The sequence below is a fragment of the Streptomyces sp. NPDC005483 genome (genome assembly GCF_040606035.1).
GTDB lineage: Bacteria > Actinomycetota > Actinomycetes > Streptomycetales > Streptomycetaceae > Streptomyces.
The window spans coordinates 34,636-54,361 of sequence record NZ_JBEXEA010000022.1 but is presented as its reverse complement, the minus strand read 5'-3'; the positions used below and the strand labels follow the sequence as shown (position 1 = coordinate 54,361).

At 70.8% G+C, this 19,726-nt stretch carries 20 protein-coding genes and 1 riboswitch; of the genes, 10 read left to right on the top strand and 10 right to left on the bottom strand.

The genetic code is table 11. The features are described from left to right. Nucleotides 1-12: 12 nt before the first annotated feature. Nucleotides 13-798, bottom strand: a complete 786-nt coding sequence (locus ABZT06_RS34465; RefSeq protein WP_355750062.1) for a hypothetical protein — start codon at nt 796-798, stop codon at nt 13-15. 136 nt (nt 799-934) lie between these two features. On the opposite strand from ABZT06_RS34465, the gene ABZT06_RS34460 reads away from it, so the two are divergent. The 3 genes from ABZT06_RS34460 (at nt 935) to ABZT06_RS34450 (ending at nt 5,064) form a co-directional block, all read left to right on the top strand. Beyond that, entirely contained in the window at nt 935-2,596 is a 1,662-nt protein-coding gene (locus ABZT06_RS34460) for a serine hydrolase (RefSeq protein WP_355750059.1), read from the top strand. Between the two features lie 252 nt (nt 2,597-2,848). Further along, nucleotides 2,849-4,063 carry a threonine--tRNA ligase gene (thrS, locus tag ABZT06_RS34455; protein WP_355750056.1) on the top strand — a complete coding sequence of 405 codons (1,215 nt, stop codon included), beginning with the start codon at nt 2,849-2,851 and terminating at the stop codon, nt 4,061-4,063. Nucleotides 4,064-4,101: 38 nt separating this feature from the next. Next, a complete protein-coding gene (locus ABZT06_RS34450) occupies nt 4,102-5,064 on the top strand; it encodes a nucleoside hydrolase (RefSeq protein WP_355750053.1) in 963 nt (320 codons plus the stop codon). A gap of 12 nt (nt 5,065-5,076) precedes the next feature. Here the strand turns inward: ABZT06_RS34450 and ABZT06_RS34445 are convergent, their stop codons facing one another. Next, nucleotides 5,077-6,171 (bottom strand): HoxN/HupN/NixA family nickel/cobalt transporter, encoded by a 1,095-nt coding sequence (locus tag ABZT06_RS34445; RefSeq protein ID WP_355750050.1) that lies wholly within the window; start codon nt 6,169-6,171, stop codon nt 5,077-5,079. A 28-nt stretch (nt 6,172-6,199) separates the two neighbouring features. Beyond that, nucleotides 6,200-6,406: riboswitch (cobalamin riboswitch) on the bottom strand. An 81-nt stretch (nt 6,407-6,487) separates the two neighbouring features. On the opposite strand from ABZT06_RS34445, the gene ABZT06_RS34440 reads away from it, so the two are divergent. Continuing rightward, a complete protein-coding gene (locus ABZT06_RS34440) occupies nt 6,488-6,835 on the top strand; it encodes a metalloregulator ArsR/SmtB family transcription factor (protein WP_355750047.1) in 348 nt (115 codons plus the stop codon). Between the two features lie 16 nt (nt 6,836-6,851). Here the strand turns inward: ABZT06_RS34440 and ABZT06_RS34435 are convergent, their stop codons facing one another. The 3 genes from ABZT06_RS34435 to ABZT06_RS34425 form a co-directional block, all read right to left on the bottom strand. After that, entirely contained in the window at nt 6,852-9,629 is a 2,778-nt protein-coding gene (locus ABZT06_RS34435) for a PKD domain-containing protein (protein WP_355750045.1), read from the bottom strand. Between the two features lie 223 nt (nt 9,630-9,852). Beyond that, complete coding sequence (locus ABZT06_RS34430) at nt 9,853-10,071, bottom strand: hypothetical protein (protein WP_355750042.1); 219 nt, start codon at nt 10,069-10,071, stop codon at nt 9,853-9,855. Between the two features lie 44 nt (nt 10,072-10,115). Further along, nucleotides 10,116-10,352 (bottom strand): hypothetical protein, encoded by a 237-nt coding sequence (locus ABZT06_RS34425; RefSeq protein WP_355750039.1) that lies wholly within the window; start codon nt 10,350-10,352, stop codon nt 10,116-10,118. Between the two features lie 126 nt (nt 10,353-10,478). Here ABZT06_RS34425 and ABZT06_RS34420 point away from each other — a divergent pair, with 126 nt between their 5' ends. Then, nucleotides 10,479-11,054, top strand: a complete 576-nt coding sequence (locus ABZT06_RS34420; protein ID WP_355750036.1) for a dihydrofolate reductase family protein — start codon at nt 10,479-10,481, stop codon at nt 11,052-11,054. A 75-nt stretch (nt 11,055-11,129) separates the two neighbouring features. On the opposite strand, the gene ABZT06_RS34415 is transcribed toward ABZT06_RS34420, so the two are convergent. After that, complete coding sequence (locus ABZT06_RS34415; RefSeq protein ID WP_355750033.1) at nt 11,130-12,074, bottom strand: LAETG motif-containing sortase-dependent surface protein; 945 nt, start codon at nt 12,072-12,074, stop codon at nt 11,130-11,132. Between the two features lie 277 nt (nt 12,075-12,351). On the opposite strand from ABZT06_RS34415, the gene ABZT06_RS34410 reads away from it, so the two are divergent. Next, nucleotides 12,352-14,025, top strand: a complete 1,674-nt coding sequence (locus ABZT06_RS34410; protein ID WP_355750030.1) for an alpha-amylase family glycosyl hydrolase — start codon at nt 12,352-12,354, stop codon at nt 14,023-14,025. A gap of 2 nt (nt 14,026-14,027) precedes the next feature. Here ABZT06_RS34410 and ABZT06_RS34405 read toward each other — a convergent pair whose 3' ends face one another. Next, a complete protein-coding gene (locus ABZT06_RS34405; RefSeq protein WP_355750232.1) occupies nt 14,028-14,795 on the bottom strand; it encodes a DUF4142 domain-containing protein in 768 nt (255 codons plus the stop codon). 253 nt (nt 14,796-15,048) lie between these two features. Between ABZT06_RS34405 and ABZT06_RS34400 the strand changes: the two genes are divergently transcribed. Then, nucleotides 15,049-15,729 carry a DUF6445 family protein gene (locus ABZT06_RS34400; protein WP_355750027.1) on the top strand — a complete coding sequence of 227 codons (681 nt, stop codon included), beginning with the start codon at nt 15,049-15,051 and terminating at the stop codon, nt 15,727-15,729. A gap of 13 nt (nt 15,730-15,742) precedes the next feature. Here the strand turns inward: ABZT06_RS34400 and ABZT06_RS34395 are convergent, their stop codons facing one another. Beyond that, entirely contained in the window at nt 15,743-16,201 is a 459-nt protein-coding gene (locus ABZT06_RS34395; RefSeq protein ID WP_355750025.1) for a hypothetical protein, read from the bottom strand. Nucleotides 16,202-16,368: 167 nt separating this feature from the next. On the opposite strand from ABZT06_RS34395, the gene ABZT06_RS34390 reads away from it, so the two are divergent. After that, a complete protein-coding gene (locus tag ABZT06_RS34390; RefSeq protein WP_355750021.1) occupies nt 16,369-16,830 on the top strand; it encodes a hypothetical protein in 462 nt (153 codons plus the stop codon). Nucleotides 16,831-16,891: 61 nt separating this feature from the next. On the opposite strand, the gene ABZT06_RS34385 is transcribed toward ABZT06_RS34390, so the two are convergent. Both ABZT06_RS34385 and ABZT06_RS34380 read right to left on the bottom strand, forming a co-directional pair. Continuing rightward, entirely contained in the window at nt 16,892-17,263 is a 372-nt protein-coding gene (locus tag ABZT06_RS34385) for a DUF6479 family protein (RefSeq protein ID WP_355750018.1), read from the bottom strand. A gap of 19 nt (nt 17,264-17,282) precedes the next feature. Further along, on the bottom strand, nt 17,283-17,678 hold the full coding sequence (locus tag ABZT06_RS34380; protein WP_355750015.1) for a luciferase family protein: 396 nt from the start codon (nt 17,676-17,678) through the stop codon (nt 17,283-17,285). A 186-nt stretch (nt 17,679-17,864) separates the two neighbouring features. On the opposite strand from ABZT06_RS34380, the gene ABZT06_RS34375 reads away from it, so the two are divergent. After that, the gene (locus ABZT06_RS34375) at nt 17,865-18,575 is read left to right on the top strand and encodes a DUF4328 domain-containing protein (RefSeq protein ID WP_355750012.1); all 711 of its coding nucleotides are present in this window, start codon (nt 17,865-17,867) and stop codon (nt 18,573-18,575) included. A 50-nt stretch (nt 18,576-18,625) separates the two neighbouring features. Continuing rightward, nucleotides 18,626-19,720, top strand: coding sequence for a substrate-binding domain-containing protein (locus ABZT06_RS34370; RefSeq protein WP_355750009.1), 1,095 nt, complete (start codon nt 18,626-18,628; stop codon nt 19,718-19,720). The last annotated feature ends 6 nt before the right edge of the window (nt 19,721-19,726 follow it).

Here is a 19,726-nt window from a genome sequence, read left to right as displayed (position 1 = left end):
CTCACCGACCGCTCACACCTGCACCCGTCCCTGCCTCCGCACCTCCGTCAGCCGCTCGGCGCCCAGCTGCACGGCCGTCTGCGTGGCCTGCGTCTGTACGTCGCCGAAGCCGCCGTTCGTCACACTGATCGCGTCCTCGCCCACGCGGAGCGCGGCTACGTCCAGCGTGAGCGTCGTCGGCCGGCCGTCCGGCGACTGCCCGGTCAGCAGCACCCGCAGCCCCTGCCGGGCGTCCCCGGCCTCCGGCAACGGCATCTCGGTGACCTGCACTCCCAGAACGTCCCCCGCGGTCGTGGTGGCCGCGAACCGCGCGCACGTGCGCGGAAGGCTCTTGAGCCAGGCCAGGGTCTTGTCGATCTCCGCCGGCGGACGCGCGAGCACCTGGTACCGCATCTGCGCCTCGTTCCACACGTCGTCCATCCCGACGACCGCACGGGGCTCGGCGTCGGCCCCGAACAACTCGTCCGCGTACAGCGCGTCGAGCAGCCGCTGACAACCTCGCCGGTCGGCCTTCGCCTTCAGCACCCCGTCGTGCCAGGTGGCCACCCCCTGGGTCGGCGTCCAGGGCTCACCGAGATCCGCGTCGGTGATGAGCGCGGCCTGCGCCATGGCCTCGGTGAGGGCCGAGGCCGCGGTGGTGGACGCCTTGGGAGACGGCGGCGGCGCGCTGCTGGGCGGCGTGATCGGCGGCTTGGGAGCGGTGGGCGGCGTGGAGAGCGCGGAACAGGCGGTGGCGGCGAGGAGCCCGGAGAGGGCGAGAGCGGAGGCGGCGGCGCGGGCCGCGCGGGGCGGGGTCATGGTCCAAGTGATCACCGGGTTCACCGAGGTCACCAGTGATCTGGGCCGTACGGGTCAGGGGGTGTGTCGCGACGGGGTACGCCGGATCCCCCGTACGGCCTGCCAAGGCGCGACAGGTGCCGGGGGAGGGATTTCCATGAAGGACATGCCTCCACTCGACAGCGCGTGCCCCCGACTCCTTCGCTCCGCCGCGGGTCTGGGCCTGGTGGCGGCGCTGGCCGTCGGCTGTACCGGGTCCGATGCCGACACCACCAACGCCGCCGCCCTCGGCCGGGCGGCCGACGGGACGTCGCCGCTGCCCACCGTCCCACCCGCCCAGCCACCGTCACAGCTCACCCGGGCCGAGGTCGGGACCGCGGTGAGCCGGCTGGACGGCGTGGTGAAGGACGCCATGCGCCGTACCGGTGTGCCCGGAGTCGCCGTGGGAGTGGTGTACGACGACAAGGTGGTGTATCTGAAGGGGTTCGGCCTGCGGAAGGCGGGCACGAAGGACCGGGTCGGAGCGGACACCGTCTTCCAGCTCGCCTCGGTCTCCAAGCCCCTTGCGTCCACCGTGGTCGCCGCGGCCGTGGGCGAGAAGACCGTCGGCTGGGACGACCCGGTCGTCAAGCACAGCCCCGGCTTCAAGCTGAAGGACCCATGGGTCACCCGCCATGTCACGCTGGCCGACCTGTTCTCGCATCGCAGCGGACTGCCCGACCACGCCGGAGACCTCCTGGAGGACCTCGGCTACGACCGCTCGTACATCCTGGACCACCTCCGCTACGAACCCCTGGCTCCCTTCCGTGCCCACTACGCGTACACCAACTTCGGGCTGACCGAAGCCGCCGTCGCCACCGCGCGAGCAGCGGGGACCAGCTGGGAGAAGCTGTCCGACGAGAAGCTGTACCGGCCGCTCGGCATGGACTCCACCAGCTCCTCCTTCGCCGACTACGAGAAGGCGGCCGACAAGGCATCCCTGCACGTGAGGACCGGGGGCGCCTGGCACGCCGAACACGTGCGGGACGCGGACGCCCAGAGCCCGGCGGGCGGGGCCAGCTCCACGGCCCGGGACATGACGAAGTGGCTGCGCCTGCAACTGGGCAACGGCACCTTCGAGGGACGGCGGGTCGTCGACGCCGACGCGCTCGATCAGACCCATCTGCCGTACATGGTCTCCGAGCCGCCGCACTCACCCGCGGGCAGGGCCGGGTTCTACGGGCTCGGCTGGAACGTGAGCTACGACGACCAGGGCAGACTGAAGCTCGGCCACTCCGGCGGTTTCGCGCTGGGGGCGGCCACCACCGTCGCGTTGCTGCCCTCGGAGAAGCTCGGCATCGTCGTCCTGACCAACGGCGATCCCATCGGCGTGCCCGAGGCGATCGCCGCCACGTTCCTCGACACCGCGCAGACGGGCGGGCCGACCGTCGACTGGCTGAAGTTCCTCGGGCCGATCTTCCAGCAGACCCTGCAGGGGGAGCACTCGAAGGTCGACTACAGCAAGCCCCCGGCCTCGCCCGCACCCGCCAAGGCGAACAGCGCCTACACCGGAACGTATGCCAACGACTACTACGGCCCGATGACCGTCAGCGCCCAGGGGGGCGAACTCACCATGCAACTCGGGCCCAAGAAGCAACGCTTCGTCCTGCACCACTACGACGGTGACACCTTCAGCTACCGCACCACCGGCGAGAACGCCGTCGGCTTGTCCGGCGTGACGTTCACCGTCGGGTCCGGCGGACGCGCCGAGAAAGTCCGGGTCGAGAACCTCGACACGACCGGTATCGGCACCTTCACGAGGAACGACCAGTCAGGGTGAACGCGGATCGCTGAGGTCCTTGGACCGCCACCTTCCCCACCCCGCCCGAAATCCGGTGGCGCCACCCCCACCCCTCCCCCTACCCTCACCCCATGCAGCGTGTCCGAGCCATCGCCATCCCGTCGATCACGACGACGCCGGAGCAGGTCCCGGCGCGCTGACAGCTGACGCAGTCCGAAGCCCCGGGGCGAGTGCCCCGGGGCTTCGTCGTTCCCGTCGGTTCCTCGCCCCCCACCGCGAGGGAGACCCCCCATGTACGACCACCGCCGACTCGGCCGTGAGCTCGATCTCTTCGACACCGATCCGTTGATGGGCGCCGGGCTGCCGTACTGGCTGCCCGACGGGGCCGTGGTACGGCATGTCCTGGAGGAGTACGTCAGGGAGGCCGAACGGGCCGCCGGGTACCGGCACGTGTACTCGCCCGTGCTCGGGAAACGGGAGCTGTACGAGATCTCCGGGCACTGGGACCACTACAGCCAGGACATGTTCCCGCCGATGCGGCTCGGCGGTGAGGAGGTCGTCCTGCGCCCCAGCCTCTGTCCGCACCACGCCCTCATCTTCCGGTCGCGAGCCCACAGCTACCGTGAACTTCCCCTCCGCATGGCCGAGGTGGGAGGCATGTACCGCTCCGAACTCTCGGGCGTCCTCGGCGGCCTCACCCGCGTCCGCTCCATCCAGCTCAACGACGCCCACATCTTCTGCACCCTGGAGCAGGCCGCGGCGGAAGCCCGCGCCGCCCTCGACCTCATCCGGCGCGCCTACGACGACCTCGGCATCCGGGCGAGCCGGTACCGTCTCTCTCTTCCGGGCGAGGGCGGCAAGTACGTCGCCGACCCGGAGCTCTGGCGCCGCGCCACCGCCCTCCTCGAAGAGGTCCTGGACGGCATCGAGTACGAGTCCGTCGAGGGCGAGGCCGCCTTCTACGGCCCCAAGATCGACGTGCAGATCACCGACCCCGCGGGCCGCGAGTCCACCCTCTCCACCGTCCAGATCGACTTCCACCAGCCCGAACGCTTCGACCTCCACTACACCGGCCCCGACGGCGCCGAACACCGCCCGGTGATGGTCCACCGCAGCATCATCGGCAGCGTGGAACGGGCGGTGGCGCATCTCATCGAGGCGCACGGCGGCGCCTTCCCGGTGTGGCTCGCCCCCGTGCAGCTGGTGGTCCTGCCGGTGGCCGAGGCACAGGAGGAGCGGGCCCTCGACGTCGTACGGCGGGCCGAAGCGCGCGGCATCCGGGCCGAGCTCTCCGGCCCCCGCGACGGCACCCTCGGCGCCCGCGTCCGCGCCGCGCGCCGGGTGCCGTACCAGGCGGTGATCGGCGAGCGGGAGGCCGGCGCGGGCTGTGCGGCCGTACGGCTGCGGGACGGCCGCAGGCCCGGAGTCGTGCCGGTCGACGAGCTGCTGGACCGGATCGCCGTCCGGGCCGGTGACCGCGGGGCCGAACTCTGGGCGGCTGCGTAAGGTCGGTCCCGTACGCCAGTGACGAAAGGACTCCCGCCGTGACCGGTCAGCCCATCCCGGTGATCATCGACTGCGACACCGGTGTCGACGACGCCCTGGCTCTGTTGTTCGCCGTCCGGCATCCAGGCATCGACCTGCGCGCGGTCACCTGTGTCGCCGGGAACACCGACGTCGACGGCGTCGTCCGCAACACGCTGACCGTCCTGGAGCAGGCGGGGGCCGGGGACATCCCCGTCGCCCGGGGTGCCGCGCGGCCGCTGATCGAGCCCGTGCGCACCGCGCAGCACGTGCACGGGCTCGACGGCATGGGCGACCTGGGGCTGCCCGCGCCGACCCGGGTGGCGGTGGACGTGGACGCGGTGACGCTGCTCAGGCGCGAGATCCTCGCCTCGCCCAGGCCGGTGACCCTCGTCCCCACCGCGCCGCTGACGAACATCGCCCTGCTCCTGCGCACCCACCCCGAAGTGGTGCGGAACATCGAGCGGATCGTGTTCATGGGCGGCGCCGTGGCGACCGGGAACGCCACACCGGTGGCGGAGTTCAACGTCTGGCACGACCCCGAGGCGGCCGCGGTCCTGCTCACCGCCGGGGTGCCGATCACGATGTACGGGCTCGACGTCTTCGAGCGGGTCATCGTCCCGGCGGCGGACGTCCAGCGGCTGCGCGCCAGTTCGGAGCCGTCCCTGCGCATGGCCGGCGAACTCCTCGCCCACCGCGACCCGGCCACCTCCGGCGACCCCACCCCCACCGGCGGTCTCGGCGACGCGGGCGCGGTCTGCGCGGTCGTCGACCCGGACGGTCTGACCACCGAACTCCTCCCGGTGGAGGTGTCGTTGGCGCCCGGCCCGACCCGCGGCCAGACCGTCGTCGACCGCCGCCGCCGTCCCGGCGAGTCCGAGATCCACGAGGGCGAGCGCGAAGTGACCCTGGTGGACGTGGGGTTGGGCGTGGATGTGGAGCGCTACGTGAAGCTGTGGCTGACGGCGGTGGAGGGGGTCTAGTCACCGGCGACCTCAGGAACCGCTGACGCCCCACCGCTGCTCCACCTTCGCGAGCCGCCAGTAGGCGATCGCCGCCGCCCACACCACCACGAACAGGCCGACGATGACGTAACCGACGTTGTCGAGGTCGATGTCGGCGATCCAGGTGGTGAGGGCGTCGGTGAGGTCGAACTTGTCGTGCAGGACTCCGACGAGCTCGATCGTGCCGATGAAGAAGGCGACCGCGATGGACAGCCCGGTGATGGCGAGGTTGTAGAAGACCTTGCGGACGGGGTTGGAGAAGGCCCACTGGTAGGCGAAGTTCATGAAGGTGCCGTCGAGGGTGTCGAACAGGCTCATTCCGGCGGCGAAGAGCAGCGGCAGGCACAGGATCGCGTACCAGGGCAGCCCGGCGGCCGCGCCCGACCCGGCCATCACCATCAGCGTGACCTCGGTGGCGGTGTCGAAGCCGAGCCCGAACAGGAAGCCCAGCGGGAACATCTGCCCCGGCCGGGTGATGGACTTGGTGAGCCGCCCGAGGATCCGGTTCATGAACCCGCGCGAGTCGAGATGCTGCTCCAGCTCGTTCTCGTCGTACGACCCCGCCCGCATCGCCCGGAAGACCTTCAGGATGCCCAGCAGGGCGACCAGGTTGAGGGCGGCGATGAGGTAGAGGAACGTCCCGGAGACCGTCGTACCGAGGAAACCCAGGACCTGGTGGGTGCTGGAGCCCTCGTTCATGACCTTGCCGGCGAGCTGGGTGCCGCCCGCGATGAGCGCGGCGAGCAGGACCACGACGCTGGAGTGCCCGAGCGCGAACCAGAACCCTCCGGACACCGGCCGCTTCCCGTCCGCCATCAGCTTGCGGGTGGTGTTGTCGATCGCGGCGATGTGGTCCGCGTCGAAGGCATGCCGCATCCCGAGCGTGTAGGCGGTGATCCCGAGTCCGATGCCGAAGGCCTTGTCGCCCACCTCGTAGTGCTCGGGGACGACGAGAAGGAAGAGAATCCCGAACGCGATGACGTGCAGGGCGGCTATCGCGGCCATCAGACCGACCGTTTTGACGGTGTCCTCGCGGCGCCAGCGGAAGGAGGAGGTGGCGGTCTCGGGCAGGGCAGGGTCAGTCATACGGTGGTCACTCCAGCACCTCGTGGATGAACGCGTGAGCTGCCGTGGCCGGTCTCCTGGCTTACGGGTCGTGCGTTTCCCTGCCCGCCTTCCCGGCCTGATGGTGACGGCCAGTGGCTGTCCCGCGAGGGACGTGGGAGGGAAACTCCCCGATCACAGTGGCGAGGGCCGCACCGGAATGGACCTTTGAGGGGTCGTCACCGGCTTCCCGAGCACCACGGCCCGACCACCGTAGGCGGGGGCGGGGGCTCCTGCATAGCTGCATACCTGCGCAGGTATGGAAGATCACACAAGACCGCCTGCGAGGATGAGCCCCATGCACCTCGTCCCGGCCGACCGAGCCGACCGCCGCACCATCGACGGACACCGGGTGTGCGACGCCATCGCCGCGATCGGCGACCCGGGACACGTCCGCACCTGGTCCGACCGTTTCGCCCTCCTCGCCGACCCGAACCGCCTCTCCTTGCTCCTCGCCCTGCACCGCACCGGCCCCCTGGCGGTCTCCGACCTCGCGATCGCCACCGGCATGAACGACCCCGCCGTATCGCAGGCGCTACGGCTGCTGCGGGCGGCCGGGGTGGTGGCGGGGGAGAAGGAGGGGCGGGTGGTGCGGTACCGGGTGGTGGACGACGAGGTGCGGGGGTTGTTGCAGCAGGTGTCCTGAACCGCGCCGGAGCCGGTCAGCCGTAGTAGCCCGCCAGGTCGCCGTCGACGTCGACGGTTCCCTGGGCGTTGTGGACGCGGATGCAGCCGTCGGCGCCGATCGGGAGCAGGGCCAGGACCGGGCGGGTCTCTCCGGCCGCGAGGTTCTCGTTGGAGACGGTCGGGAGGCCGCCGTCGCCGTAGGCCGTCAGGTGGGTGGCGGTGGTCGGCCCGACCCCGGTGAGGTTGACCAGCACCGCCTGGGCCTCGGCCGGGACGCCGTCGACGCCGGCGACCTTCACCGTGAGGGTGCCGTTCGCGCCCAGCGGTCCGGCGGGGACGCCCGTGCCGTTGCGGGTGTCGAGGAAACGGGTGGGCCCGGTCGGTACGAAGGCGTACCCCCCTGTGACGTAGAAGCTCTGGAGGTCCGCGATCAGGTCGACGTGCCCGCCACTGTTGTAGATCTCGATCTTGCCGTTGCAGACGGGAGTGACGACCAGGTTGGAGACGGTCTGCCCGGCGCGGTAGTTGAGGTTCGACGTGCTGGGCCGGCTTCCGCAGTAGACGGTGACGACGCCACTCGCGGTGCCTCCCGTCGCGGTGATGTCGAGGACGGCGGCCACCGCGGAAGACACGCCGGGGCGCAGGGTGACGGTCGTGGTGCTGCCCGGTGCGACCTTGCCTTTGGGCACGCCGGTGCCGTTGCGGGTGTCCAGGTTCCGTTCGGGTGTGGTGAGGGGGTACAGACCGCTCAGGTGCGCGCCGGTCCTGGGCACACTGGTGAAGTAGCCCTGCACGTCGGCGATGAGGTCGACGTGGCCGTGGGCGTTGTAGAGGTCGACGTAGCCGTCGCCGCCGACCCGGACCGTGACCAGGTTCGGATTGACGCGCCCGGCGGTGAAGTTCAGGTTCGAGGCCGTCGGGCGGCCGCTGCCGTCCGGGTACACCGTGACGTAGCTGTTCGCGGTGGCGTCGGCGTCGGTGACGTTCATGGTCACCGCGGTCACCCCGGAAGCCGGGATGCCGCCCGCGCCGAGCACCTTCAGGCGCAGCACACCGCCGGGGCCCACCGGCCGCTGGGGCGCGCCCGTGCCGTGGCGGGTGTCCAGGATGCGCCTCGGGCCGGTGACCACGTAGGAAGGGCCGACCGTCACCCTGGCGGTCGCCGTGCCGGTGCGTCCGTCGGAGTCGGTGATCTTCTGCGTGACCGTGTACGAGCCGGCGGCGGCGTAGGTATGGGTGGGGTAACCACTGGTACCGGTGACGGTGACGGCCGCCGAGCCGTCGCCGAACGTGATCCGGTCGCTGGTGACCGGGTAGTAGTCGTCGGCCGTGAACATGCAGATCGCGGTGAGGGGTTGGGGCGGGTCCTGCTCGCAGGAGAGGCCCGTGGTGGGGCCGGGCGGCTGGGTGACCGGGAAGGAGATGTCCCCGATGCCCATCCGGGTGCCGTCGGCCCTGTCGATCACCACCGTGAGCTTCAGGTCCGCGCTCCCGGAGTCCTGCGTGTACGTGTGTGTCGCGGAGCCGGTGGTCGACGTGGCGGTGGTGCCGTCGCCGAAGTCGAACACGTAACTCGCGCCGTCCAGTGAGTCCGACCAGGGGTTGGTCACCTCGGGGGTGAAGGTGGTCGCCACTCCGACGTAGGCGCCCCCGGGCGACATGCCCACTCCGCTCACCGTGAACGGGTCCTGGAACTCCGTGGCGCCGCGGTCGTAGGAGCTGTCGCCCGTGCCGGTGTCCGCGACCAGCGGGTCGTTCACCCTGGGGCGGCCGTCGTAGTCCGTGGACGTTTCACCCGGGGCGTTCGCGTCGGCCGAGTCGATGAGCGGGGAGTGTTCCGTCGGCCGTCCCTCGTAGGGGAGGGTGAGATCCGTCTGGTCCAGGTCGTGGGCGCCCTGGCCGGTGCCGGCCTGAAAGGCCTCGCGGGTGGCGTACGCGGTGCCGGCCCAGTCGTAGTCGGTGCCGGTGGACAGCGGGTTGACCGCGTTGTAGTCGGCGGTGACCTGGGAGGCGGAGGAGGAGTCCACCGTCATCTCGGCCGGTGTGCCGGTGCTGGAGCAGCTGGTGGTCCCGCCGGGCAGCGCGACGGTGTTCTCCACCGATCCGGAGGTGCCCCCGGTCAGCCTGACCGCGCTTCCGCAGAGGGTCATGACGGTGTCGCCGGCGAGGTGGATGCCCGTGGTGCCCACGGCCGAGACGCCGTCGGCCGCGCCCGTGTCGACGCGGTCGTCGGCGAGCGTGATGTCCTGCGCTCCGGCCGCACTGCCGAAGCCGGGACGGGACGTTGTGGTGACCAGGTCACGGGTGAGCGTGATGCCGGAGGAGGAACCGTCGACCGCGACCGCCGGCGTGGTCGCCGTGGTGCCGGCTCTGACCGTGGCCACGCGGTAGGTGATGTGCTGCGCGCCCGCGAAGACCAGCGGGCTGGCTCCGCCCGCGGAGGCGTAGACACCCGCCATGTCGATGTACTGGGCGCCGGAGAAGGTGATCGCCGTATTCGGTCCGCCTGCCACCGTGACGTTCGAACTGCTGCCGGACCTGGGGATGAAGGTGATGGGCGCGTCCGCCGTGCCCGTGGCCGCGATGGTCACCGGGGCGTAGGCGGTGTTGGTGCCCGTGATGCGGACGGTGTCGCCCGCGACAGCGGCCTGCGCGGCCGGCTGGATCTGGCAGAAGGGTTCCGCCTGCGATCCGGGGCCGGTGTCGCTGCAGGTGGCGGCGAGGTTGTCGACGTACAGCGTGGTGGCGGTGTCCGCGTGCGCGGTGCCGGCGCCGAGGCCGCCGAGCAGGACCACCAGAGCGGCGGACGTCACGAGTGGTTTCACGAGTGGTTGTGCACGGCGCATCGGGTGCGCTCCCCCCTGGCCGGTCAGGGCGGGGATCGCCGACGCGCACGGCCTCTCACATCCAGTCAGCTGTCCGCTGGAGTTGAGGTGAGACTAGGCCGGTTCGGGGGAGGCGAACGCCTGCGCGAGCTCCTTTTACTCGATCTTGGGCGCTGCCATGCCGAGCTGGAGGGGGGTCATCGCCGAGCCCTTACTCGTCCGGCCCCCACCGCTCCGGCCCACCCCCCTTCCACTCGATCCACGGCGAGACCGCCACCTCCGCCGGGTCGATCTCCAGCCCGGCCCGGCGCAGGAACTCCGCGACGTCGGTGAGGTTGTGGGCCAGGCCGAGGATCTCGCCGTCGACGCGCACGCGGCGGCCGCCGGTGGGGGACGGCGGGTGCACGATCACGCGGATCGGTCCGGACATGTCCTCAGGATCGTCCGGGGCGTACGGTCCCGCACTTCGGTCCGTCATCGGTCGCGCCGTTCGGCCGTGTTCCCGGTGCCCGGACGGCCCAGGTCACGCAGCTGCCACCACTCGGCGGGGTGCGGGCGCCGTCGCCGCCAGTGAGGGTGGAAGAACACCTGGGTCGACAGTCGGTGCAGGCGTCGGCGCAGGTCCGTGCGGCCGGGGTGCTCGGCGAGCTGTCGGTAGGTGGAACTCCACTCCCGCTGTGCCCGGGCGAGGTCGTCGGGGAACGATCGCATGCTCGGATTCAATCATGTGTTCGATTTTTTGGGCCACAGCGGGTGCGGCGACGCGCACGGCGATGAGATCCGGAGGTGTGCCGGGTCTACCCAGGCGAGAGAATCCTCCAGAGACCGGAGAACGACATGACCGCCACCTACACCTTCGACGTCTTCTCCTCACTCGACGGCTACGGCGCCGCCGGCGGCGACTGGACCGGCTACTGGGGCAAGCAGGGGCCCGAGCTGCTCGACCGCCGACTCGCCCTGTACGGGGAGGAACAGCGGATGGTCTTCGGGGCCACCACCTTCCGGGCCTTCGCGCGGATGCTGGCCGAGAGCAGTGCGGGGGACGACGTGCGGGACCCCTGGGTCACCCGGATGAGGAACCTGCCGGCGACGGTGGTCTCGACGACCCTGGAGGACTCGCTCGGCTGGCCGGACGCGAGCGTCGTGAGCGGTGACGCCGTGGACGTCGTCGCCCGGCTCAAGAAGGAGTCCGATGTGCCCCTGCGTTCGCACGGCAGCCTGGGGATGAACCGGGCCCTGATGGCCGCCGGTCTGGTCGACCGCGTGCAGGTGACGGTCTTCCCCGTCATCACCGGCCGGACCGGGCTCGACCCGGTCTTCCAGGGCGCGGAGGACTTCGACCTGGAGCTGCTGGAGAGCCGGACGCTCGACAGGAACATCCAGGAGCTCGTCTACCGGCCCACCCTTCACTGACGAGCGGCACGCGCGGGAACGCGGAAGGGGCCGCCCGCACCCCGAAGGGTGGGACGGCCCCGTCGTCAGGAAGGGTCAGGCGCGCGAAGCCTTGCGGCGACGCGTGGCCAGCACGATGCCCGCGCCGCCCGCGAGCAGCACCGCCGCACCGCCCGCGATCAGCGGGGTGTTGCTGCTGGCGCCGGTCTCGGCGAGGTTGTCACCGCCGCCGCCGTTCGGGGTGGGGGCGCCCGGAGTCGTGGTGGACTCCGAGGCGGACGGGGTCGGAGTGCCCGTGCCCGGGGTCTCGGAGGCCGGAGGCGTGCTCTCGGACGCCGGCGGGGTGGACTCGGAGGCCGGCGGGGTCGACTCCGAGGCCGGCGGAGTGGACTCCTCCGCGGGCGGGGTCGCCGGGGGCGTGGTCTGCGTGGTCGTGCAGTCCTTCGTGCCGCCGTTCCAGGCCGCGATCAGCTTGTCCTTGATGACCGGGTGGTCCGGGCCCTTGGGGAGGTCGCCGTGCGTGAAACCGTCGTTGGCGTCGAGCTTGCCGTCGAACTTCGTGTTGCCCCGGTACAGGTCGACCTGTCCGTAGCAGCCCGCGTCGGGGATCGCGACGTCGAGGGTGTCGACGGAGCCGGCCTTGACGGTCACGGTGTCGAAGTCGTGGAAGACCTGCTCGCCGGAGGTGGCGAACGTCGGGCCGTGCGCGAGGTAGGACGCCAGAGAGGCGGTGCAGGTGGTCGCGTCGCCCGCCGCGCGGACCTTGACGTGGACCTTGCCGTCGTCGCCCGGCTTCAGGTTCTGGTCGTCGACCTTGACCGAGGCGAAGAAGTTCTTGCCGTCGAGGGAGAACTCGCAGCGGTCGGTCTCGGTCTTGGAGCCGGCGCCCGTACCCGGCGTGTAGTGCCCGCCGTCCTGCCAGCCCTTGCCGCCGGGGCAGTCGGAGGCGGAGGCGACGGAGGCGAGGGCGGCGGAGAAGGCGAGCGTCGCGGCGCCCGTCCCCAACAGGCGCCGCATGGTGACACGACTCGCTATGGACATACGTATCCCGTCAGGATGAGAGTGAGTGGTAACAGCAAGCATCAGAAACACTGGGCCCATTGGTCACATGCGCCACGGTGTTTGCACATCGTGGATCTCCTGGCGGAATGCTGTCAACCTGCGGTGATACATGGCCGGTTCGACTGTCATCACAATTTCGACACACAGGGAACTATCAACTCCGCAAAAGCCAGGTTCACTTTTCTGGTGAGGTGGACAGATATCCCCTTTGTCGCCTTCCCGAATTGCACCGCACCCGCATTGCAGAGGAGCCCGCGTGACCTCCCGCACCACCACGCCCGACCCCTCGCCCGACCTCTCCAGCAACGACCCGAACTGGTGGCGGCAGGCCGTCGTCTACCAGGTCTACCCCCGCAGTTTCGCCGACGCCGACGGGGACGGCCTCGGGGACCTCAGGGGTGTCACCGAGCGCCTCACGCACCTGGCCGCCCTCGGCGCCGACGCCCTGTGGCTGAGCCCCTTCTACCCCTCCGAACTCGCCGACGGCGGCTACGACGTCGCCGACTACCGGGACGTCGACCCGCGCCTGGGCACCCTCGGCGACTTCGACGCCATGGTCGCCGAGGCCCACCGGCTCGGCCTGAAGGTGATCGTCGACCTCGTCCCGAACCACACCTCCCACCAGCACGTCTGGTTCCAGGAGGCTCTCGCCGCGGGCCCCGGATCCGCGGCGCGCGAGCGGTACGTGTTCCGTGACGGGCGCGGCGCGCACGGCGAACTCCCGCCCACCGACTGGCAGTCCGTCTTCGGTGGCAGCGCCTGGCGGCGGGTCGCCGACGGACAGTGGTACCTGCATCTGTTCGCCCCCGAGCAACCCGACCTCAACTGGTCCCACGACGAGGTCCGCGAGGACTTCCGCACCACCCTGCGCTTCTGGTCCGACCGCGGGGTCGACGGCTTCCGGGTGGACGTGGCGCACGCGCTGGCCAAGGACCTGACCGAGCCGCTGCGCGACCTCGGCGACCTGCCCGGTGTCGCGGAGGAGGCCCTGGACCAGCTGGAGCCGGGCAGCCATCCCTACTGGGACCGCGACGAGGTCCACGAGATCTACCGCGACTGGCGCGCGATCCTCGACTCCTACACCCCGCCGCGTACGGCCGTCGCCGAGGCCTGGGTCCCGGGCCCGCGCCGCGCGCTGTACGCCCGCGCGGACGAACTCGGCCAGGCCTTCAACTTCGAGTACCTCCAGACCCCCTGGGACGCCGGCGAGCTACGCCAGGCCATCACCGGCTCCCTCGCCACCGCCAGCGCGGCCCACGCCTCGGCCACCTGGGTGCTCTCCAACCACGACGTCGTACGGCACGCCTCCCGCCTCGTGCTCCCGCCGGGCACCGACGAGAACGCCTGGCTGCTGTCCGGCGGCCACGCGCCCGGGATCGACCTCACCCGGGGCCTGCGACGCGCTCGCGCGGCCACGCTGCTCATGCTCGCGCTGCCGGGATCGTCGTACGTCTACCAGGGCGAGGAACTCGGGCTGCCCGAGGTCGCCGACCTGCCCGTCGAGGTGCTCCAGGACCCGATCTGGGAGCAGACGGGCCGGGTCCGCAAGGGGCGCGACGGGTGCCGGGTGCCGCTGCCCTGGACGCGGAGCGGTCCGTCGTACGGCTTCGGGGCCGGCGGCGCCTGGTTGCCGCAGCCGCAGTGGTTCGCCGAGTACGCCGTCGAGGCCCAGGACGGTGTCGAGGGCTCCACGCTGGAGCTGTACCGCACCGCCCTGCGCCTGCGCCGCAAGCTCCTTCAGGGGGAAGAGCTCGCCTGGGCCGACGGCGGCCCGGTCGGCGTGCTGGACTTCGCCCGCCACGAGGGCTGGCGGTGTGTCACCAACCTGTCGGAGGCCGCCGTCCCGCTGCCGGCCGGGGAGGTGCTCCTGACCAGCAGCCCGTTGGAGGACGGGCTGCTGGCACCGGATACGACGGTCTGGCTGGGCTAGGGCTAGCCGACGGTCGGGGTCGGGGCCGGGGTCGCGCCCGTGGCCGGGGTCGTGCCGTTCGCGTTCTCGCCCGGGACCGCGAGCGGCGTCGACGTCGGGTTGGCGGGCGGGGTGAGCACGACCATCGGTGCGCCCGGCTGCGGCGCGGGCGGCGTCAGGTCGGTGGCGGGCAGCTTCGGCGGAGTGGTCTGCATGAAGAGGGCCTGGTCGAAGTTGACGAAGCCGGTCTTCTCCATGACCGTCATGTGGTCGAGCACCGTGTCGTTGGCCATGTCGGCCAGCGACCGCACCAGCGAGTTCTTGGTGGTGGAGCGGACCTTCGAGATCGTGTTGAAGATCGAGCCGTGCGTCACCCGCAGGATGTTGGCGAAGTTCGTGTCGAACTGCTGGCCGTTGCTCGACTCGATCGTGTTCACGAAGCCGACCTGCTGCGGGCTCGCCACGTTCGGGATGGTGATGTTGAGCATCGGGGCGATCTTGCGGCAGGCCGCGTCCAGGGCCGCGTGTCCGTCGATGAGGTGCCGTCCGGCCTCCTTCACCTCCGGGGTCGTCCCCTTCTGCAGGGCGACCTGGCCCAGCGGGTACTCCCACAGGCCCGCCGCCCGCACCTTGACGACGAAGTCCCGGTCCAGCTCGGTCAGCGGGCCCCACTGCGTCTGGGCGATGATTCTGTCCTGAGCGGTCGACGCCTGGCTGACACCCAGCATGGACGGATATGCGAGAGCGCCCAGTGTCAGCGTGAGGGCTCCGCCCACGAACAGCGTTCCCATCGCATTGCGCGAGAGTGGCACCGTGCCTCCTGCCCGGTAGGGGTCTCCCGCCGGGAGGCGGGTCGGACGCACAGGAGTACGCACGCCGGGCCAGGGATGTTCATCATCTTTCCCGGAGGATGGCCGGGCTCACACCACGCCCCGTCAGGACAGCGTCCCGCCGCGCCGGTTGACCGTTCGTTGACCGGTTCGCGGGGAACTCCGGAGGAAATCGCGGGAGAGACCTGACGGGCCCTGGACCTAGATTCACCGCATGTCCATGCCACAGCGGTCCCAGCGGCCTCTCCCCGTCCTCCCGTACCGCAAGCCCACCAAGGGCCGCGACTACTGGGTGATCGACGACGTGCTCCCGGACGTCGACGCGGTACGGGAACGCTGTCTCGCGAAGGACGACTGGGCGCGGGGGCATCCGTACACCTCGGAGACCTGGCCGGGGCTGCGGGCCATGCCTGGCCTCGAGCCCGCCGAACTCGCGAACGTGGAGCGGCAGGTGCGGAAGGCGACGGGGGCCGCGAAGCTGTGGGTGCAGCAGGCGCCCGGCGGGGGCACCCTCAACCACAACTGCGTCCAGGTCGTCGGGGAGGGCGAGAGCGAGCCCCGGCCGCACACCGACTCCCGGGCGCTGTGCCGGTACGCCGCCGTGCTCTATCTCAACCCGGGCGTCCCCAAGGACTGCGGCACCAGCTTCTACCGGCAGTCCATGCCCGGCGGGCGGCTCGGCGGCAACGTCGTACAGGCCCCGCACAACAACCTCGTCGAGGCCCTCGGCACCCGGTTCGTCGCGCCCGACGCCTTCGAGGAGGACGTACGGGTACCGCACAAGTACAACCGGCTGCTCCTCTACAACGCGAACCTCGTGCACAGCGCGACCGGTTACCGCGGCAGCACGCTGGAGGAGAAGCGGATGACGGCCGTTTTCTTCTGGATGGCGTGACGCCGGCCGAGGGTCAGTAGCGCACCGCCCGGGACACCTTCGCCCGCACGTCCCCCGACAGGGCGTGCGTACTGCGGGCGGTGCCCTTCCCGGAGCCGCCCGCCGGGACGTCCCGGACCGTCACCACCACCGCGTCCAGCAGCTTGCCCGACCCGTCGGTGAAGTCGACCTGGACGGCGAAGGACTTCGCCGAGTCCGCGCTGTTGGCGGCGGTGACCCCGACTGTCGTACGGCCGTCGGAGGCGGTCGCGGGAGTACCGAGCCGTACGTCGTCCTTGGCGTCGACGCCGTTCTTGATGTCGTCGAACCGTCTGCCCGCCTCCGCCGTCGCCGACGACACCGCCTCCCCGGCGCGGGAGGCGGCCGACGCGGCCTTGCTCGCCACCGACGACGGGCTGTCGTCGTCGGAGCAGGCGGACAGGCCGGTGAGGGCCAGGGCCGTCAGCAGTGCGGCCGTCGTCCAGCGGGTCATCTCGCCTCCTCGTCCCGCCTCCCGGGTGCGGGTCTGTCCCCCCAGTGAAGGTCCTCCGCGCCACGGCCGCATGTCCCGTGTCACCCGAACGGCCCACTCCCGTGGTGGCCGGCCCCGCCCCGCCGGATGGTCGAAGCAACATCGACCACGAAAGGTGGGACACGGCCATGACGCAGCAACCGCACGCCACCCAGCCGTCCGCCGGCATGACCTCGACCCCGACCCCGGGCCCCGGCCCCACGCCGACCGAGGCCGCGTGGGCCGCCGGCGGGGTGGTCTTCGCCGGTGTGCTGATGCTGATGAACGGCATCCTGGCGATCTTCCAGGGCATCTCCCTGCTCGCTGACGACGACGTCTGGGCCCGCGTCGGCGACTACGTCTACAAGATCAACCACACCGGCTGGGGCGTGATCCTGCTCTGCCTGGGCGCCCTCGCCGTCCTCACCGGCGCGTTCATCCTCCGGGGCGCCGCCTGGGCGCGGATGACCGGCATCTTCCTCGCCTCGCTGAGCATGCTCGCCCAGTTCCTGTTCCTGCCCTACGCCCCGGTGTGGTCGGTCATCATGATCGGCCTCGACTTCTTCGTCATCTGGGCGCTGGCGGTGTACCGGCCGGGCATGCGGGCCTGATCCACCGGGGCATGCCTGACCCACCGGGTCACGGCAGCACGCCGCCACCGGGGAGGCCCGGTCACACGTGCCCGATGCCGCCGCTGCCGAAGCCGCCGCTGGAGCCGGGCAGCCAGCGTTTGCGGTGCTGGTCCTTTCCTCGTCTGCTTCCCGCGTGATGGAGCTGGTACGGCATCAGCCGTTCCTGCCCCTCCATCGGGACCGGCACTTCGTCCGGCTCCCGCATCTCCCGGGTCTCACGGATCGGTCCGGTCTCCGGGAGGTGCGGCTGCTCATCGCTGAGCGGCCGGGGAAGCTCCCGGTCCTGGACCCGCATGCCGAACTGCACGGCCCACACCAGCGCGCCGGCGATGAACAGCCCACCGGCAAAGGCGGCGATCACGTTGAGTACTTCGCTCGACGAGGCCGCCAGGACAAACGTCGCCGTACTCATGGTCCGATTATCGCCGATTTCACCGGATCGGCGCGAACGAGACGTCCCGGGGGACGACCGTGACCCGGTGGAAGTTGCACGGCGCCGGACCGACGGCGCGGGGGCCCGCCTGGTGGGCCATGAGCGCCACGCTGACCAGGCTCATCAGCAGGTCGACGTCGGTCTCGCAGTCGAGGTGCACGGTGACCCAGCGGGAGCCCGGCAGCAGCCGGACCGCGGTCGACTCCTGGAGGTCGTCGTGGAACCTGCGGATGGCCGGCTCGGTGAGGTGCAGATCCACGTCCCGCCCCGGGTGGAAGTGCACGATCTCGCTGTGAACGGAGCGCAGCGCCAGGCCCGCTCCGCAGCTGGGCAGGCCCGTGCTGAGGTCGGACCATGCTTCCAGGCGCTCCAGGGCACGCTCGGCCAGAGTCATGTGCCCATCGTCGCCCGATCACCGCCCCGCAACCAGAGGTTGAGCGAAACGTAACCGGGGCGTGAGGTGTCCCCGGGCCGGTGCCGTGCCCACGTTGTCGACCGGTCCGTCGATGCGTCCCCCGTGAACCGATCGACGGGTTCGTGGCGATGAGAGGGTGAAGTGATCCTTTCGAAGGGGGACTCCGTGAGTGAGAACGTCGTTCGGCCCGTGCTGTGCAGCGTGCGTGGCTCCGCCCGGCTCGCCGTCGTCGGACTCGGGCTCGCCGGGGCCGCCTGGGCGCTGCGGGCGGTCTGGCACATCCGGCTCGCCGTCGCGGGGGAGCCCACCTCGGGGCCGCCGGACCAGGGCGAGGGCCGGCACCGCCCGCTGAACTCCCTGGAGGACTCGTACCACCTGGTCAGTACCGCGGGAAGCGTCCTCACCCTGCTGTGCGCGGCCCTGTTCATCGGCTGGCTGGGGCGGATGCGGGACAACGCGCGGGCCATGTCGGGCGAGCCCGCGCGCTACTCCGGCGTCTGGGTCTACGTCTCCTGGTTCGTGCCCCTCGCCAATCTCTGGATCCCGCGCGGCATCGTCGCCGACGTCCACCACAAGAGCGCCCCGGACCGGAAGCTGCCCGTCGTCGTGAACGTCTGGTGGGCGCTGTGGCTCGTCGGCATGGTCACCGGGGTGGGCCTGATGTACGACGGCGACACGGACGACGTCATCGCCCGCGCCTACCACGGCGTGACCACACTGCTCGTCGCCGACCTCGCCGTGGTCGGCGCGGCCGTCGCCGGGATCCTCATGGTGCGGGCCCTGACCGCCGTGCAACTTGTGCACATCGACACCCAGTTGCGTATGCCCGGTGGTGATCCCTTGAAGGAAACGGTCAGGGCGTTTGATCGGGATTGAGGGCACTTACTGTTGCGCCTACGTGACAGCCCCCCACCCCCAGGATCGCCATGCGTCGCATCCCCCCTGTCATGGCCGTCTGCGCGTCGGCCCTGCTGCTCACCTCCTGCGGAGTGGGCGCCAGCAACACCGCGGTGAGCCCCAAGAAGGGCGACGACATCACGTTGGGTCTGCTGCTGCCCGACCGGGACACCAGCCGCTTCGACCGGTTCGACCACCCCCTCATCAAGAAGGAGGTGGCGACCCTCACCCACGGCAAGGGCAAGGTCAGTTATGCCAACGCCGGGGCGAGCGCGAAGCGGCAGAGTCAGCAGTTCCGGCAGATGGTCACCGACAAGGTGGACGTGATCCTGGTGGACGCGGTCGACGCCAAGGCGATCGGGCCTGACGTCCAGAAGGCGAAGGACGCGGGCATCCCCGTCATCGCCTACGACCGGCTCGCCGAGGGCCCGATCGACGCCTATGTCTCGCACGACAACGAACTCGTCGGTGAGGTGCAGGGCCGGGCTGTCGTCGAGGCGCTCGGCGACAAGGCGGAGACCAGCAAAATCGTGATGATGAACGGCTCGCCCGCCGACCCCAACACCGCGCTCTTCAAGAAGGGCGCGCTGGACGAGCTCGACGGCAAGGTCGTCATCGCCAAGCAGTACGACACCCGGGAGTGGCTGCCCTCGGTCGCCAAGGCCAACATGAAGGCGGCGATCGCCTCCGTAGGGCTGAAGAACATCGCCGCCGTGTACTCGGCCAACGACGACATGGCGGGCGCGGTCATCGACGAACTCAAGGAGGCGGGGGCCACCAGCATCCCGCCGGTCACGGGTCAGGACGCGAGCCTCGCCGCGGTGCAGCGGGTCGTGTCGGGCGAGCAGTACATGACCGTGTACAAGTCGTTCCTGCTGGAGGCGACCAACGCGGCGCAGATCGCGGTGTACAAGATCCAGAGCCGCGACCTGCAGTTCGACGCGCTGGTCACCGACAAGGTCGACAGCCCCACCCAGCAGGACATCCCCTCCGTGCTGGTGCCGGTGGTCGCCCTGACCAGGGACAACATCCAGCAGACGGTGATCAGGGACGACGTCTACACCGTGAAGCAGATCTGCACGGCCGAGTACGCGGCGGACTGCGCGGCGATCGGTCTCAAGTAGCCGATC

Excerpts from the sequence above, each read along its gene's own strand:
- ABZT06_RS34400 (WP_355750027.1), top strand. The coding sequence starts at position 15,049 with ATGTCCATGCCACAGCGGTCCCAGCGGCCTCTCCCCGTCCTCCCGTAC.
- ABZT06_RS34420 (WP_355750036.1), top strand. The coding sequence starts at position 10,479 with ATGACCGCCACCTACACCTTCGACGTCTTCTCCTCACTCGACGGCTAC.
- ABZT06_RS34415 (WP_355750033.1), bottom strand. The coding sequence starts at position 12,074 with ATGTCCATAGCGAGTCGTGTCACCATGCGGCGCCTGTTGGGGACGGGC.
- ABZT06_RS34430 (WP_355750042.1), bottom strand. The coding sequence starts at position 10,071 with ATGTCCGGACCGATCCGCGTGATCGTGCACCCGCCGTCCCCCACCGGC.
- ABZT06_RS34370 (WP_355750009.1), top strand. The coding sequence starts at position 18,626 with ATGCGTCGCATCCCCCCTGTCATGGCCGTCTGCGCGTCGGCCCTGCTG.
- ABZT06_RS34385 (WP_355750018.1), bottom strand. The coding sequence starts at position 17,263 with ATGAGTACGGCGACGTTTGTCCTGGCGGCCTCGTCGAGCGAAGTACTC.
- ABZT06_RS34460 (WP_355750059.1), top strand. The coding sequence starts at position 935 with ATGAAGGACATGCCTCCACTCGACAGCGCGTGCCCCCGACTCCTTCGC.
- ABZT06_RS34445 (WP_355750050.1), bottom strand. The coding sequence starts at position 6,171 with ATGACTGACCCTGCCCTGCCCGAGACCGCCACCTCCTCCTTCCGCTGG.
- ABZT06_RS34425 (WP_355750039.1), bottom strand. The coding sequence starts at position 10,352 with ATGCGATCGTTCCCCGACGACCTCGCCCGGGCACAGCGGGAGTGGAGT.
- ABZT06_RS34390 (WP_355750021.1), top strand. The coding sequence starts at position 16,369 with ATGACGCAGCAACCGCACGCCACCCAGCCGTCCGCCGGCATGACCTCG.
- thrS (WP_355750056.1), top strand. The coding sequence starts at position 2,849 with ATGTACGACCACCGCCGACTCGGCCGTGAGCTCGATCTCTTCGACACC.
- ABZT06_RS34380 (WP_355750015.1), bottom strand. The coding sequence starts at position 17,678 with ATGACTCTGGCCGAGCGTGCCCTGGAGCGCCTGGAAGCATGGTCCGAC.
- ABZT06_RS34440 (WP_355750047.1), top strand. The coding sequence starts at position 6,488 with ATGCACCTCGTCCCGGCCGACCGAGCCGACCGCCGCACCATCGACGGA.
- ABZT06_RS34405 (WP_355750232.1), bottom strand. The coding sequence starts at position 14,795 with ATGGGAACGCTGTTCGTGGGCGGAGCCCTCACGCTGACACTGGGCGCT.
- ABZT06_RS34465 (WP_355750062.1), bottom strand. The coding sequence starts at position 798 with ATGACCCCGCCCCGCGCGGCCCGCGCCGCCGCCTCCGCTCTCGCCCTC.
- ABZT06_RS34395 (WP_355750025.1), bottom strand. The coding sequence starts at position 16,201 with ATGACCCGCTGGACGACGGCCGCACTGCTGACGGCCCTGGCCCTCACC.